Raw genomic sequence first — 14,097 nt, 5'->3', positions numbered from 1 at the left:
GTGCGAGCGCCCCGGGCCCGGCTAGCGGTAGAAGCGCGGGTACGTCACCTCGATGCCGAGCGCTGCCTGCATCCCCTCGAGGCTCGCGCGCGTCAGGTGGGCGAGGCCCCGGTAGAACGGCTGCTCGGCGGCATCCTCGAGCTCGCCGAGGAAGTGCGACGACCACGTCAGCAGGTGCAGCTTGAGGAACTCGGCGACAATCTCGGGCTTCTCGCGCGCGAGGTAAGCGAGCAGGGCGAGCATCAGGCCGATGTGGTCCTCGGGCGTGTGGTCGTCCGTTGCGCGCGCGATGCCGTTGAGCCGCATCCATGTGCGCAGCTCAAGCGTCGTCTCTCCGAACACGACGCACTCGCGGTCGGTATAGACGGAGCCCCACGGCGGCGCGGGCTTGGGAGCGGGGCCGATGAAGAGGCGACGGTACTCGCGCGCGAGGGGGCCGTCGTGGCGGTAGGCTCCCATGCCCTCTTCGCTTGCGCCTGCCGCCTCGGGCTCCAGGCCCGCGACCATGAGCGAGAGGCCTGCGTGGGCGTCGGCTTCTTCGGCAAACGGCCACTCACGGGCCGCGGCATCTGCGTCGAGTGCTGCCACGGCGGCAAACGAGGCGCCCGCCTCACCGGTGGCGGGATCCTGCAGGAAGAACGGGGCAAGCGTCTCCCCGACGAACGCGACCCCCTCCATGACGGCGGCGCGCTTCTCGGGCGTCTCTCGTGTGTCCATGTCTCCTCCTTGCGCATAAAAACGAATGGCAGACGGACCTATTGTCTGGGTAGCATGGCGGGCGTCGCCCCTGGCGGGCGGGGAGGCGGGACGCCTCCGACTTGGGATATCCTCCCCGGCCCTTCAAACGACCTCTCGGAGGTTGGCGACTCCTCCGCAGGCCAGCTGCTCGGCTGGCACGACCTCGGCGGCCTTTGGCGGCGTGATGACGAGGCTGGGACAGGTGTCGGCGGAGTTTGGCAGGGGAGCGAGGTCGGCCTGCGTTCCATAGCGCTGCCGCAGCGTCTCTATCTCGCCGAAGTCAAGCGCTCGCACGGGGCATGCCTCGACGCAGACAGGCGGTAGCCCCTTGGCTCCCCGGTCGGCACACCCGTCGCACTTGGCGCTGCGCCCGAGCTCGCGATTGACCTTCGGGGCGTGGTAGGGGCAGGACAGGGCGCAGTACCCGCAACCGACGCAACGCCGGGCGTTGACGGAGACGAGCCCGGTGCCGGCGTCCTTGTGCATGGCGCCGGTGGGGCACACCTCGACGCAGACGGGCCGGGCGCAGTGGTTGCACGCGACGGACACGAACCAGGCAAAGCAGGGCGTCCCGGCCGGGCCTCCTTGCTGCCACAGCCCGCCGGCCCCCTGTTCCCACGTGCCGCCGACGTACTCGTAGACCTGCCGAAAGGCGATGTCCGTACCGTTGTCGCGATAGTCCTTGCAGGCCATGACGCACGTCTTGCATCCGGTGCAGCGCCGCGCGTCAAAGTGAAAGCCAAGCTGCACGCGTCTCGCCCTCCCGTTTTTTCATGCCGGCTATCTGTCTGTGTCGATGATAGCGTGCTTTTGGGAGATGCGAGACGTCCACAGGGGTGCTCTGCGATCCGGGCACCCCTGTGGACGGCATATCGTTCGCTATGCGATTTCGCGGACGTTTGCGACGGTGCCGTCCTCGCTGCCGACCTCGCGGGCGTCACGCGGGGCGGTGATCACGAGGTTGGGACCGGTCTGCTCGGCGGAGGGTAGCGGGGCGATCTCGGCGACGTCGCCGTACTTCTCGCGGAGCTCGTCGATGGGCCCGAAGTCGAGGGCGCGCGCCGGGCATGACTGGACGCAGATCGGCGACAGCCCCTGCTCGACGCGGTTTGCGCATCCGTCGCACTTCACGCTCTTGGAGATGGCGGGGTCGACCTTCGGCGCGCCGTAAGGGCAGGCCGTTGCGCAGGCGCCGCAGCCGATGCACAGGTCGATGTCGCGGGTGACGAGACCCGTTTCCGCGCTCTTGGAGATGGCGTTCTGCGGGCAGGCCGTCAGGCAGGCGGGGTCGTCGCAGTGGTTGCACGCCATTGAGACGAAGTACGTGAACAGGTTGGCGCTCCACAGGCCGCTGCCGTCCTGCTCCCACGAGCCGCCGCCGTACTCGAAGACGCGCCGCAGCGTGACGTCGGGTGCCAGATCGTTATAGTCCTTGCAGGCCATCTGGCAGGTCTTGCAGCCAGTGCAGCGCTGTCCGTCAAAGTGAAAGCCATACTGAGGCATGAGGGTACTCCTCTTGACAGTGGGTCAGTGAGTGTGGGTTGTGGGGCCCGGGCCTCTCCGATGGGAGGGCCCGGGCACGAGGCGTCTTACGCCTTCTGGACCTCGACGAGGTTCGTGTGCTGGGGGTTGGCCTTTGCCAGCGGCGAGGGGCGCAGCGACGTCAGCGTGTTGATGCAACCGCCCTTGTCCACCTTGTCGCCCGCCATGTCGGCGTCGTGCCAGGCGCCCTGGCCCATGCTCACGACGCCCGGCAGGATGCGCGGCGTCACCTTTGCCACGATCTCGACGGTGCCGCGGTCGTTGAAGACGTGCACCGTGTCGCCGTCGGCGATGCCGCGGGCCTCGGCGTCGACGGGGTTGATCCACAGCTCCTGGGGGTTGGCCTGCTTGAGCACGTCGATGCTGCCGTAGCTCGAGTGCGCGCGGGCCTTGTAGTGGTAGCCCGGCATCTGCAGCGGATACTTCTCGCGCAGCGGGTCATCCCAGCCTTCGACGCACGGCTCGTAGACGGGCAGCGGGTTGATGCGATCGCCCTCGTCGAGCTGCCACGTGGCGCAGATCTCCTCGAGCTGCTCCGAGTAGATCTCGATCTTGCCGGAGGGGGTGTTCAGGGGGTTGGCCTCGGGGTCGTCGCGGAAGTCCCTGAGCGCGACGAAGTGGCCGTCGGGATCCTGGCGACGGTAGACACCCATCTCGCGCATCTCGTCGAACGTCGGCAGCGTCGGATCCTCCTCGCGCGCCTGCTCGTAGCAGTACTCGAGCCAGCCCTGCTCGTCGCGACCCTCGGTGAACTCCTCGCCCTTGCCCATGAGCCCGGCGACCTGCGCGAGCACGGAGTAGAGCGTGCGGCGCTCGAACTTGGGAGTCGTGACCGGCTCGCCCATGATGAGGTAGCCCATGTTGCCCGCGTAGTCGTTGCTGACGAAGTTGGGCTGCTCGACGGCCATGAGGTCGGGCAGCAACAGGTCGGCATATTTGGCCGAGTCCGTCATGAGCGTGTCCCACACGACGATGAACTCGCACTTCGTGTCGTCGGCGAGGATGTCGTGCGTGCGGTTGATGTCGGAGTGCTGGTTCGTGAGGCAGTTGCCGGCGAAGTTGAAGATCATCTTGATCGGTACGTCGAGCTTGTCGGCGCCGCGCACGCCGTCCGCCGTCGCGGTGAACTGCTCGCCGCGCTCGATGGCGTCCGTCCACTTGAACACGGGGATGGACGCGGCCACGCCGTTGTCGCCCGTGGGCACCGAGAACGGGCTGAAGTAGTAGCCGTCGAGGTCGGAGCCCGTGTTGCCGCCGTTGATGCCGACGTTGCCCGTCAAGATGGCCAGCATGCAGATGGCGCGGGCCGTCTGCTCACCGTTGGCCTGGCGCTGCGGGCCCTTGCCCTGCCAGATGGAGCAGGGTTTCGTCGTGCCGATCTCGCGAGCGAGCTGCTCGATGGTGGTGGCGGGCACGCCGGTGATGGCCTCGGCCCACGCCGGGGTCTTCTCGACGCCGTCGGCGCCCTGGCCCAGGATGTAATCCTTGTACGACTTGTGCTGGCCCTTGGCGCTCTCGGGCATCGTGTCCTCGTCGTAGCCGATGCAGTACGTGTTCAGGAAGTCGTGGTCGACGAGGTCTTCGGAGATGAGCACGTGAGCGCAGGCGTCGACGAGGGCGGCGTCCGTGCCGGGGCGGATGGGGATCCACTGGTCGGCGCGCGTGGCGGCCGTGTCGCTGAAGCGCGGATCGATGCAGATGAGCTTGGCGCCGCCGCGCTCGAGGGCCTGCTCCAGGTGGTAGCCCGCGCCGGCTCCGGACATCTTCGTCTCGGTGGAGTTCTCGCCGAACATGACGACGAGCTTGGAGTTCACGATGTCGGAGTTCGAGTTGGCCGTGCGCTTGCCATAGAGGTAGGGCAGCGACACGGAGATCTGGGCCGAGCTGTACGAGCCGTAGCGACCGAGGCAGCCGCCGTTGATATTGATAAAGCGGGTGAGGAAGTCGCGGATGTTCGACGCCTGGACGCCCGTCGCGTAGTTGTTGTACACGGCGGCGGGGCCGTACTCGTCAAGAATTCGCTGGTAGTTGTCGGCGAGCATCTGGCAGGCTTCGTCCCAGCTGATGCGTTCGAAGGCGCCCTCGCCGCGCTTGCCGACGCGCTTCATCGGGTAGTTGAGGCGGTCGGGGTTGTTGATCCAGCGGCGGATGGAGCGGCCGCGCTGGCAGGCGCGGATCTGATGGTTGCCGTACTCGTCGTCACCGGTGTTGTCGCTCTCGACCCATGTGACTTCGTCGTCCTTGACGTGGAGGCGCAGGGCGCAGCGGCCCTCGCAGTTGACGGAGCAGTGACCCCAGATGACCTGCTCGTCGCCGGCGGGTGCGTCCGCGCTCGCAGAGCCGCTGGCCTCGCCGCTGGACGCAAGGGCGCTGCGGTTGCTGAACAGCGTGCTGGCGCAGGACGTTGCCGCGGCGGCGGTCAGACCGGCGAGTGCCGACGCCTTGACGAAGCTGCGGCGGCTCAGCGTCGAGGGCCGTGCGTCTGTCGGGCAGGTGTGTTCGGTCGAGCTGGTGCCCATCGAATCCGTCATGTTCTTCCTCTCCCTCGTACTCCCGTATCGTAAACGCTCGAGGCGCCCAGGCGGCGCTCTGTGTACGTGCGTTTCGCTGTCACATGAAAGCCCACGGGGCGTCCCGCCCTGTCACATGATTCGTGCGAATCTGCGAGAAGCCGCAGGTAGGACGTGTTGTATGCTAGTGGTCGACACATGAGGGCCCGGATGGATCGGGGGAGGGGAGGGCGATGGGCCAGCCAGTGCGGACGGCCGCGGCCACGAGCGATTCGAGCGGCCGGCGCGTCCCGGGGCTGCGCGGGGCGGCACTGGGCGCAGCGTTGCGGCCCTCTGTCGCCTCGATGGGGTACGCGCTGTTTCTCGCCGTGAACGCCGCGGGCGTGTGGGGCGGCGTCTTCCCGTTTTTGCCGATGGGCTTCCAGACACCGACGATCGTGTTCTGGTTCTTTCTCGCACAGTCGCTCACGTTTGCCGCGGGGTTCTTCCTCAACGCCCTGGTGGCCTATCGCTGGCCTTCGACGGCGCGCAGCTTCATCGTGAAGCTCACGGTGGCGCCGTACATGGCTGGTTGGGTGGCGCTCATCGCGGCGACGTACGTCGATGCCGCTGCATTGCCGCTTGTGACGGCGGGCGGCGCGCTGCTCGGCGTTGGCTCGGCCGAGTTCTACACGCTGTGGCAGCGGCTGTTCGCGAGCCAGCAGCCCGAGGAGGGTGGCCGCGACCTCGTGCTGGGGACTGCCTATGCCGCGCTGCTGTACTTCGCGCTGTACCTCATCCCCGTCGCCGTGACGGCGTTTTTGATCCCGCTTGTGTTTCTGCCGCTGTTCGGGCTGGCCATCGTGCTGCGCAGCCGTGATATCGACCTGGACCAGCCGATGTTCGAAGACGTGCCGCGCGAGCATCCCGCGGTGTATCGCCGAGCGGTGGGCTCGGTGTGGCGCAGCGCGTTTTGCGTCGGCGGGTTGGGCTTGTGCGCGGGCGTTATGCGCTCACTCGCCATTGCCGAGCCGAAGGTGGGGTCGCTCGTCAACGCGTTGTCGATGGGTGCGCTGCTCGTAGCGGCGCTTGCTCTGCTGGGGCGCTGGCGGGTTCGGGGCTTGCGACTCAACATCGTGACGATGTACCGCGTCTTCTTTCCGTTTGCGATCACGGGGTTGCTCGCGTTGCCGTTTCTCGGCACGGACTATCTGCGTTGGCTGGCGGCCGGGCTCTACGCGCTGTACAGCGTGGGCATCGTGCTCATGATGGCGCAGTGCGCGCAGACATCACGTGACAGCGGCATCAACCCGGTGTTCATCTACGGCGTGTTTGCGGGCATCGTGTACGCGCTGCACGATGTGGGGTTCATCGCGGGGTCGCTGGCCGAGGGGCTCGGAGGGGCTTTGGCGGGCGCGGCTGTGCTTGCAGGCATCCCGGCGAACGTGCTGGTGGCGCTGGTGGCTGTCTACCTGCTGGGGCTCATCTACTTCGTGGGCCAGGGTGGATTCCGGGGAGCGCTCGGGCTGGGGCGCGGGGCTCAGGCGGAGGGAATCGAGTTTGTGGCCCCCGTGGGGAGAGGCGGGGTGCGCCGTGCTGGCTGGAGGGGCGGCTCTGGTGCGCCCGGGGTGGAGGAAGGAAACGTTGCGAGCGGGCTTGGCCTTGCTACGGAGGGGTCGCGAGCCCCTGGGGCGAAGGGAGAGGGCCCGGCTGTGAATGCGCTCGCGGAGGACGAGGCGGAGCCCCTGACGGCTTACGAGCTGCGTGATGACGTGCGCGGGGACGATGTGCCTTCGTCCCCGCAGTATCGCGACCGCGTGTCGAAGCAGGTTGAAGTGCTACGCCGTCACTATGGGTTGTCGGCACGCGAAGCGGAGGTCATGGAGCTCATCGCGCGTGGCGCCAGCGTTCCGCGCATCGCCGAGCGGCTTGTGCTGTCGGAGAACACGATCCGCACGCACAGCAAGCGCATCTACGCCAAGCTCGCCATCCACAAGAAGCAGGACCTCATCGACCTGATCAATGAGTTCGATCCTCGCGAGCTGGAGGGGAGGGCACGCTGAGGGGGCGAGTGCGGGGCATGGGGCGCGCGAGGGACGTGAGGTCGGCTCGGGGGCGCGAGGTGCTGCGTGGGGCGCTGCCTGCGCGGTAGAGATGCGTGCATTCGGATGCGGGGCGCATTTTGCGGTTGTGCTAGGTTTGCAAAATGGAAGCCTCTAAAATGGGCGCGAATTGCGGACGTGCGAGGTTTGCGGGGATCTTTTCTCGGGCACGGGGGATGTCTGGTTAAGAATCCCCAGCTCACGAGTTTGGAGTCGCGCGCGGGAGGCGCTTTCCGGGCTGCAAAACCTTGCACAGCCGTAAATCGAGGACATTTTCGGAGCGCCTTTTTGCAAGATCTCGCATAACCGTGCATAGTGACCAGGTTGCGAAGGGGGGGGCTCTCGACACGGGGCTGCCCCGGTGTGTGATCATGCAATCTGAAAGCGAGATGTGATGGCGGGCGGCGCAGAACGAATCTGGACATACGAGGGGCTCGATTCGGTGGGTTTTGCGTTCCGCGTTGAGAGGCCCTGCTCTGCTGCAGAGCTGCTTGCGGCTATCGGGTGCTCGAAAGCCTCTCGCGGTCGGATGTTTGCGCGCGGGCAGGTTGTGCGCCGGGGAGCTCCGCGCTTGGCAGGAGTCGAGGCTGGTCCCGCTGAGGCTCCGGTGTCTGCCTGCGGTATTCGGCCGGAGGGGTGCGCTGCCGACGCGACTTTGGCTGCAGGCTCCCGGCTGACGGCGGGCGATACCGTGGTGATTGCGCCGCTGGTCATGCGGGAGGCTGGCCCCGTGAGCGGCGTTCCGGTGAGCGTGCTCTACGAGGACGAGTTCGTGCTGGCCGTCGACAAGCCAACCGGCGTTCTGGTGCATAGGGACGGCTCGGACGCCGAGACGCTGACGGCGCGCGTTCAGGGCTATCTGCGGAGGTTGGGAAGCCCTGCGGTACCGCAGGCCCTGCAGCGCCTCGACGTCGAGACGTCGGGTGTCGTGCTGTTTTCGAAGACCGAGGAGTTTCAGCCGCTTTTTGACGCTCTGATTGCCGGCGAAGTAGGGGGCACTCCGACCGGTTCGCTCGCTGCGGGGGACACCTTAGCTGGCCCTCTTTTGCGGGGCGGTGGGGTCGCAGATGTTTCGGGTGCGCGCAAGGGCGGCTGTGGCTCGCGGCGTGAGAGTGGCGTCTCTTATGGGGATTGCCCCGCTGCAGGGCACACGCCGTTTGCCTCCCTCTTGGAAAAGCCGCTGCGCAAGACGTATCTCGCCATTGTCGAAGGCGCCGTGCCGTGGGAGTCGCGCATATGTGACGCTCCCATCGGCCGCGACCGCCACGATGCGCGTCGTATGCGCGTGAGCCCGACGGGCCAGCCCTCGCTCACGTGGGCGCGGCGTTTGGCCGTGAGCCCTGACGGCCGCCGTACGCTGCTGCAGGTCGAGCTCGGTACGGGTCGGCGCCATCAGATTCGCGTCCATCTGGCGAGCCTGGGTTTCCCGATTGTCGGCGATGCGCTCTACGGGAGGGGCGGGGCTGCTGCGCCCGAGCGATCCCCGGTGGCGCCGCGAGGACTGATGCTCCATGCTGCTCGCGAGGAGTTTGCTCACCCCCTCACGGGCGCTCCCATCTGCATCGAAGCGCCCTACCCTGCGCGCTTTGCCGCGCTGTTCCCGGGGGCGCCGGCCCTGCGCTAGCTTGCAGGACGCGCCTGGCTTCCGTGTGCTTGCGGGCGGCGGCTGCGCGGAGGCCGATTTTGCCGGCTGGGAGCTGGGGCGGCCTCTGGGCTGCAAGAGAAGAGCGCTTCGCTGGCCAGAAATCCCCCTCGTGCATGGGCGCCTCGGCTCTTTCGTGGCAGGCTGCGAAAGAAACCGCAGGCCGTTTGCTCTGGATCGATCCGCCATCGTGCTCGATGGGCCAGCGCGGCATTCACGAGCCCGATTTCCGTCCACGATGGGCCGCATTTCTTGCGGGGCCGCTCTCTTCGCCTCCGCCAAAGCCCCCCCAAGGCGCTCCTCAGTGGTCCTCCACGCTCGCGCCGCGCGGCTCCCTGCGGCTATTATTGCTCGCGCGGAGGGTGTGCGGATCTGCGTGCCGAGGCGCCGAGACGGAGGGCTCGCGATGGGGGATCGGATGGCATGGCGGGGATTTCCCCTGGCGTTTCTGGGGTATGGCTCCCTATACGCGTGGGGCTATGTCTCGTGGAGCACTGATGCCCTGGCGACACAGGCTGTGAGCGGTACCGCGCTCGATCTCTCGTGGGCCGTGTCGGCGACTATCGTGCCGGTTGCGCTTGCGGTGCTGGCGATTGCGAGCTGCCGCTGCGACTTCGAGCGGATGCGCTGGCCTTACGCGACGGCACCGATCTTCGCGGCCATCGGGAGCGTGCTCTCCGTTGCGTACCAGCACGTAGGGAACGGGGGACTTGCGGTGCTGCTGGCCGTTGCGAGCGGCGTGGGCACTGGCATGGGGAGCGCCCTGTTCGGCATGCTGTGGAGCCTGGCCCTCTCCCGCCTGAACATGGCGACGCTCGAGGTCTTGCTGCCCGTCTCATTTGTCGTCACCGTTCTGTGCACGCTGATCGTCCCATCGATGGCCCAGGTACCGGCACTCGTGACGGCGCTTTTGCTCGTGGGGCTTTGCGGCGCGAGCCTCTGGCGTGCCCGTGTCCTGCTTGCGGGCGGCGCTGTTGGGCTGCACTGGTTGGAGGAGGGCGAGCGGTCGGTCGCCCGCGTGTCGGACGCTCCCGAGGCGAGCGTGCCCGGAATTGCGCGCATGCTCGCGTTTGGTATCGTCGCCTGGGGCGTCATGAACATCGCGCCGACGGCGGCGCCAACGGCGCTGGCGTCGGCAGCGGGCATCGATACCCAGGGCTTGCTCGGCATGATCTTCGCCATCGTCTACGCCTTGGGCATCATCCGCTATGCCGTGCGCGTGGACTTTCAAGCTCTTGCGCTCATGACGCTGCCGCCACTCGTGCTGTCCATGACGCTGTTCGCCATCGGCGGCACGATCGCGTCGTTTTGGGCAGGCGTGCTCAACGTGGGGCTGAACTCGTGCTGCGAGATCATCCTCATCCTATATTTCGTGCGCATCGCTCAAGGACGTCCCGAGCGCCGCGCTTTCTGGCTGGCCTTGGGGTCGTCCGCCAGCTACCTGGGCGTCCTGCTCGGCCAGCTCGGGGATGTCCTCTGCGCTCGCGCTGGCGTGCTCGAGGCGAATCCCGCGCTGTTCTGCCTCGTGGTCGTCTGCGTGTACGCGTTCGCGATGATGCTCATCCCACAGAGGACGGCGCTTGATCCGTCCGATGGAGAGCGGGAACCCAGGGAGCTGTCTGTGCCCGTGACGGATGTCTTCCAGGAAGGCTCCGACGCCACGGCGCTTGCGTGTGAGCGCGTCGCGCAGGAGTTTGGGCTCTCGGCACGCGAGGCTGAGGTTTGCGCTTACCTGGCACGAGGCCGCTCGCAGACGTACATCCGCGATACGCTGCTTCTCTCGAAGAACACGGTTTCGACGCACGTTCGCCGCCTCTACGCCAAGCTCGGCGTCCACTCGAAGCAGGAGCTCATCGACCTGGTCGAGCGCCACCGGTAGTCGTTGGCGCCCAGCCTGCGGCGTCTGGCGACACGATCCTTGCCTGCGATCCGAAACCGGCTCCACCCGACCGCCTGGGTGTGGGCTTTCTGCCTGGGGCGCTTCCCCGGAAGCCGGTTGACATCTGTGAGCTATCCGTTCCTGCGACGTCTTCCTCAAAAGGGTGGGCCCAGGCGAATCGCGCGATCGCCCGGGCCCACCCTTTATGCGCCGTCAGGTGGCCTTACCCCTGCTTACGCCAGATCCTTCGCGATCTGCTCGGCGACGAACCAGCCGGAGCCCATGGCATTGCCCACCGACGAGCCGGGGTTCGTGTAGTACGGCACGGTGTACATGGAGCCGGTGTCCACGCCTGCCACGTACAGGCCGGCAATGGCGTTGTTCTCGGCATCGAGTGCGTGCAGACCGCTGTCGACCTTGACGCCGCCATTCGTGCCCCAGGCGCTCGGCACGTACTCGAAGGCGTAGAACGGCGGCTCGCTCACGGCCTTGAGGAAGCAGGCGTCCTTGTAGAACTCGGGATCCTCGCCGGCCTTACACGCCGCGTTGTAGGCCGCGACGGTCTCTACCAGGTTCGTGAGTCCAAACTTTTCTGCGATCTCCTCGAGCGTGTCTGCCTTGCAGCCCCAGCCCTCGTCGATGGCCTGCTGCAGGTGCGCCTCGGCGTTCTCCTTCGTGGGGTTGTAGTAGCCGGCCTCTGCGCCTGCCGTCCACTGCGTGGGTTCGCCCAGGTAGGCGTAGATGCCCTCGTTCTGGCAGGCCTCGTAGTAGGCCGAGTCCATGATGACCCACGCCTTGCCGGCGCGCACGATGGCCTCACCGCCGACGGCTAGCGGCAGGGCGGCCACCTTGCCCTCGTCGATGAAACGGCTGCCGGTGCCGTCGACGTACAGGCCGCCGAACAGCCAGTAGCCATAGTGCTCGTTGACGTTGGCCCATTCGGGCGTGAACGGCCAGCCCTCGGTGGTGGGGGAGACGGCGCCGCACTCGTTGCCGAGCACGGAGAACGGGCGGTCGAGCACGCCGCCGGCGTCGAGCACCATCTGGATGCCCGTGCCGTCGGAGACGGTGTTGCCCAGCGGGAAGATCGGCGTGTTGAAGTGTTCGCGCTGCATGGTCTCGTTGCCGAGGAAGCCTCCGGTGCAGATGACGACGGCTTTGGCGCGTACGTCGGTCACGACGCCGTCGATGTCGGCCTGGACGCCCGTGGCCGTACCGTCCTCCATGAGGATGGCGTAGACGTCCGCGCCGAACAGGACGGTGCCGCCGTTCTCCTCTATGTGGGCGATGATGGGGTCGGTGCGATCGGTGGGGCTGGCCTCGATGAAGTGACGGCCGCGGAAGCCGACGCCGTAGGGGTCGCCCCACAGGCTCATGGCGATACCGAGGTCCATCATACGGTCGATGGCGGGGCCGGTGCCGGCCAGGACGTTCTTGAGCAGCTTGGCGTTTACGGCCGTGTTGGAGAAGCCGTACATGTACTGGAACATCTCGTCGAGCGAGACCCAGGCGTCCTCCTGCTTCTGGAGCTTCGTCTCGCAGGCGTTGGGGCCGCCGCACTGGGCCCAGTTGGAGACGGCCGCGCTGACGCCCTTCTCGAGCAGGTAGACGTTCAGCCCCTGCTCGGCGAGGTGGTCGGCTGCCATGAGGCCCGCGATGCCGGCACCCACGACAACGACGTCTGCCTCGAACGTCTGAGCGGCGTCGGCCTGAGCGGGGCGGGCGGAGGTGCCGTGGCGGTCGTCGGCGGAGGTGCCGGCGGCCTCGGAGGCTCCGGCAACGGCGGCCGTGCCGGCGAGGGCTGCGGTGCCGCTGGCGAGGGCGGCGCCCTTCACGAAGGCGAGGCGGCTCATGGCGGGCGTCGCGGAGGGGATGGGACGAGCGATCGGGGCGTGCTGGGACATGGGCGATCTCCTTTGCGTGTGGGGCGACGGTCCGGGAGCGGCGAGCTGTTCGGGCCCGACGCGTCCGGGCGTCGCTGGACGACTCCCCACGATACGGATTGCCCGCCTGTCCCGCGTCACCTCAAACGCAGGCTCTTGCGCTGTGCGGTCCTGTCACGCGAAACACGTGAACGCCTGAGCTGGGATGATGGGGAGGGTCGGCGGGGTGGGGGCTTCCGGGGGCATTGGGCCTGCCTGCGCACTCTGCGCCGAAGCGAGGCCGGCCAGAGCGAGGCGCATCGGCGCTGATGCTTGCTGGGTGCCGGCATCTTGTCGTGCATCGAGCTCTGCGCGTGCTCGGCGCCTTTTTGGCCAAGAAGCCGACTTGTGAATGGGCACTCCGGGGCTCGCGTGTTGCGGGCAGAAGGAAACCGCAGGTGAGAGCGGGCCGTCCATCGCGGGGGCGGCCGGCTGTGCGGCACGGGTAGTTCACGAGCGGCTTTTCTGTCCCGAGAGGGGCCCTTCGCGTGCAAGTTGCGGCGAACCGTTGCCCTGCACCGCCCGCTGCGATCTTTGCTGCTGGTCGTGCGAGTCCGTTTCCGGCCGGGCTTGTCGAGGGCGCTCCGTACCCGGTGACCTGCGCCGTGACGCCATCGCCCCGCCTGCCTCCGATGACTACGGAAGCGGGCGGGGCGATGGGCTTCTTGCGAATTGCGCGCCGCCAAGGACCCGCGCGGGTCGGATACCTCCGGCCCGTGTGGCGATTCCTCGTCGGGAGGTTATTCCTGTGCGCTCGCCTCGGTCTGTTGCTTGCTGGTTCGCACGGCGTACCAGGCGAAGCCCACGACAACTATGAGCAGGACGCCAGTTGTAAGAAGGCTGCCTTCCAGGCCAAAGGTGCCGCCGGTCAGTAGGCTGCTGCCCGAGCCGACCTCGCTAATCAGTAGCGTTGTGGGGTCGGTGGGGTTTCCGCTTACCGAGATGCCGAACAGCGGCCCCTGCACGAAGTTCCACGCGCAATGAAAGCCCCCGCATACCCATAGGTTGCGCGTCACGAGGTACATGAGGGCCAACGCGACGCCAACGATCGTGATGTTGACCATCGCAACGAGGCTGATGCCGCTATTCATGCCGTGTGTGACGGAGAAGAAAACGGAGCTCAACGCAATAGCGAAGATGCGAGGGTAGCGCGCTGCGACCGAGCCGCACAGCAGGCCACGAGCCAGCGTCTCCTCGCCCATGGACTGCACCATGTAGCCCACGAAAAGTATCACGAGACCGCCGACAAAGACGGTGGGATTAAGCGAGGCCGACGAGACAGCGCCTGTCGCAAGGGCCAGGGCGAAGACTGCTCCGAAGGACACGAGGCCTACGAGCAAGCCTGCACCGTAGTGGCGAAGCGCGCGAGGCCGCGAGAATCCCAGATCACCCAGCGAGCGACGCTCGACGAGCTTGACGTAAAGCATGGGGAGCAGAATCAGTATGACAAACGAGAGCTGCGAGGCTATCTCGAGGGCGAACTCGTAGAACGATCTGTCCTGGCCCGGAAAGACTACCTGGGTTGCGCCGACCGCTCCATAGATGACAAACGGGGCAAGGAACTTCCAAAGCAGGAAGAATGCCAGGGCCACCAGCAGCGTCACCCACCACGGAAGGGCGCGCCCCCGTCCTCTGATTGCCCCTGGGGTGGGGGAGGCCCAGAAGCCTCGCGCGCTTTGGTGGGCTTCCGTCTTTGGCGAATTCGGTCCCGTGCCCGTTGCTGCGTGCGCTGTTTTTGGCCGCGGTTCCGGCTGGGTCGTGACGTTGTCCATGGTGTTTCCTT

9 protein-coding genes are annotated in these 14,097 nt (G+C 67.0%); 3 read left to right on the top strand and 6 right to left on the bottom strand.

From position 1 onward, the window contains the following. Positions 1 to 21: 21 nt before the first annotated feature. From dmsD to KHZ24_01525, 4 genes are all read right to left on the bottom strand, one after another. Positions 22 to 717, bottom strand: coding sequence for a Tat proofreading chaperone DmsD (gene dmsD / locus KHZ24_01540; protein ID MBS5449888.1), 696 nt, complete (start codon positions 715 to 717; stop codon positions 22 to 24). Positions 718 to 840: 123 nt separating this feature from the next. Beyond that, a complete protein-coding gene (locus KHZ24_01535) occupies positions 841 to 1,431 on the bottom strand; it encodes a 4Fe-4S binding protein (protein MBS5449887.1) in 591 nt (196 codons plus the stop codon). A 186-nt stretch (positions 1,432 to 1,617) separates the two neighbouring features. Continuing rightward, positions 1,618 to 2,241 carry a dimethylsulfoxide reductase subunit B gene (gene dmsB, locus KHZ24_01530; protein MBS5449886.1) on the bottom strand — a complete coding sequence of 208 codons (624 nt, stop codon included), beginning with the start codon at positions 2,239 to 2,241 and terminating at the stop codon, positions 1,618 to 1,620. Between the two features lie 86 nt (positions 2,242 to 2,327). Continuing rightward, entirely contained in the window at positions 2,328 to 4,799 is a 2,472-nt protein-coding gene (locus tag KHZ24_01525; GenBank protein MBS5449885.1) for a molybdopterin-dependent oxidoreductase, read from the bottom strand. A gap of 335 nt (positions 4,800 to 5,134) precedes the next feature. Here KHZ24_01525 and KHZ24_01520 point away from each other — a divergent pair, with 335 nt between their 5' ends. The 3 genes from KHZ24_01520 to KHZ24_01510 all read left to right on the top strand — a co-directional run bounded on the left by KHZ24_01520 (position 5,135) and on the right by KHZ24_01510 (position 10,392). Further along, positions 5,135 to 6,832, top strand: coding sequence for a LuxR family transcriptional regulator (locus tag KHZ24_01520; GenBank protein ID MBS5449884.1), 1,698 nt, complete (start codon positions 5,135 to 5,137; stop codon positions 6,830 to 6,832). Positions 6,833 to 7,601: 769 nt separating this feature from the next. Next, positions 7,602 to 8,495 carry an RluA family pseudouridine synthase gene (locus tag KHZ24_01515; GenBank protein ID MBS5449883.1) on the top strand — a complete coding sequence of 298 codons (894 nt, stop codon included), beginning with the start codon at positions 7,602 to 7,604 and terminating at the stop codon, positions 8,493 to 8,495. Positions 8,496 to 8,931: 436 nt separating this feature from the next. Next, the gene (locus tag KHZ24_01510; protein ID MBS5449882.1) at positions 8,932 to 10,392 is read left to right on the top strand and encodes a LuxR family transcriptional regulator; all 1,461 of its coding nucleotides are present in this window, start codon (positions 8,932 to 8,934) and stop codon (positions 10,390 to 10,392) included. A gap of 233 nt (positions 10,393 to 10,625) precedes the next feature. Here the strand turns inward: KHZ24_01510 and KHZ24_01505 are convergent, their stop codons facing one another. Continuing rightward, positions 10,626 to 12,245: an FAD-dependent oxidoreductase gene (locus KHZ24_01505; protein MBS5449881.1), complete on the bottom strand. Its 1,620-nt coding sequence runs from the start codon at positions 12,243 to 12,245 to the stop codon at positions 10,626 to 10,628. An 809-nt stretch (positions 12,246 to 13,054) separates the two neighbouring features. Beyond that, entirely contained in the window at positions 13,055 to 13,918 is an 864-nt protein-coding gene (locus tag KHZ24_01500; GenBank protein ID MBS5449880.1) for a CPBP family intramembrane metalloprotease, read from the bottom strand. Positions 13,919 to 14,097 lie beyond the last annotated feature (179 nt).

The organism is Coriobacteriia bacterium, assembly GCA_018368455.1.
GTDB lineage: Bacteria > Actinomycetota > Coriobacteriia > Coriobacteriales > UMGS124 > JAGZEG01.
Note: the sequence above shows the minus strand (reverse complement) of the source record. Positions and strands in the feature narration are given on the sequence as shown.

Bases quoted from the DNA above. Each gene is read 5' to 3' on its own strand.
- dmsB (MBS5449886.1), bottom strand. From the start codon at position 2,241: ATGCCTCAGTATGGCTTTCACTTTGACGGACAGCGCTGCACTGGCTGC.
- KHZ24_01505 (MBS5449881.1), bottom strand. From the start codon at position 12,245: ATGAGCCGCCTCGCCTTCGTGAAGGGCGCCGCCCTCGCCAGCGGCACC.
- KHZ24_01525 (MBS5449885.1), bottom strand. From the start codon at position 4,799: ATGGGCACCAGCTCGACCGAACACACCTGCCCGACAGACGCACGGCCC.
- KHZ24_01535 (MBS5449887.1), bottom strand. From the start codon at position 1,431: ATGGCCTGCAAGGACTATCGCGACAACGGTACGGACATCGCCTTTCGG.
- dmsD (MBS5449888.1), bottom strand. From the start codon at position 717: ATGGACACACGAGAGACGCCCGAGAAGCGCGCCGCCGTCATGGAGGGG.
- KHZ24_01520 (MBS5449884.1), top strand. From the start codon at position 5,135: ATGGGGTACGCGCTGTTTCTCGCCGTGAACGCCGCGGGCGTGTGGGGC.
- KHZ24_01510 (MBS5449882.1), top strand. From the start codon at position 8,932: ATGGCATGGCGGGGATTTCCCCTGGCGTTTCTGGGGTATGGCTCCCTA.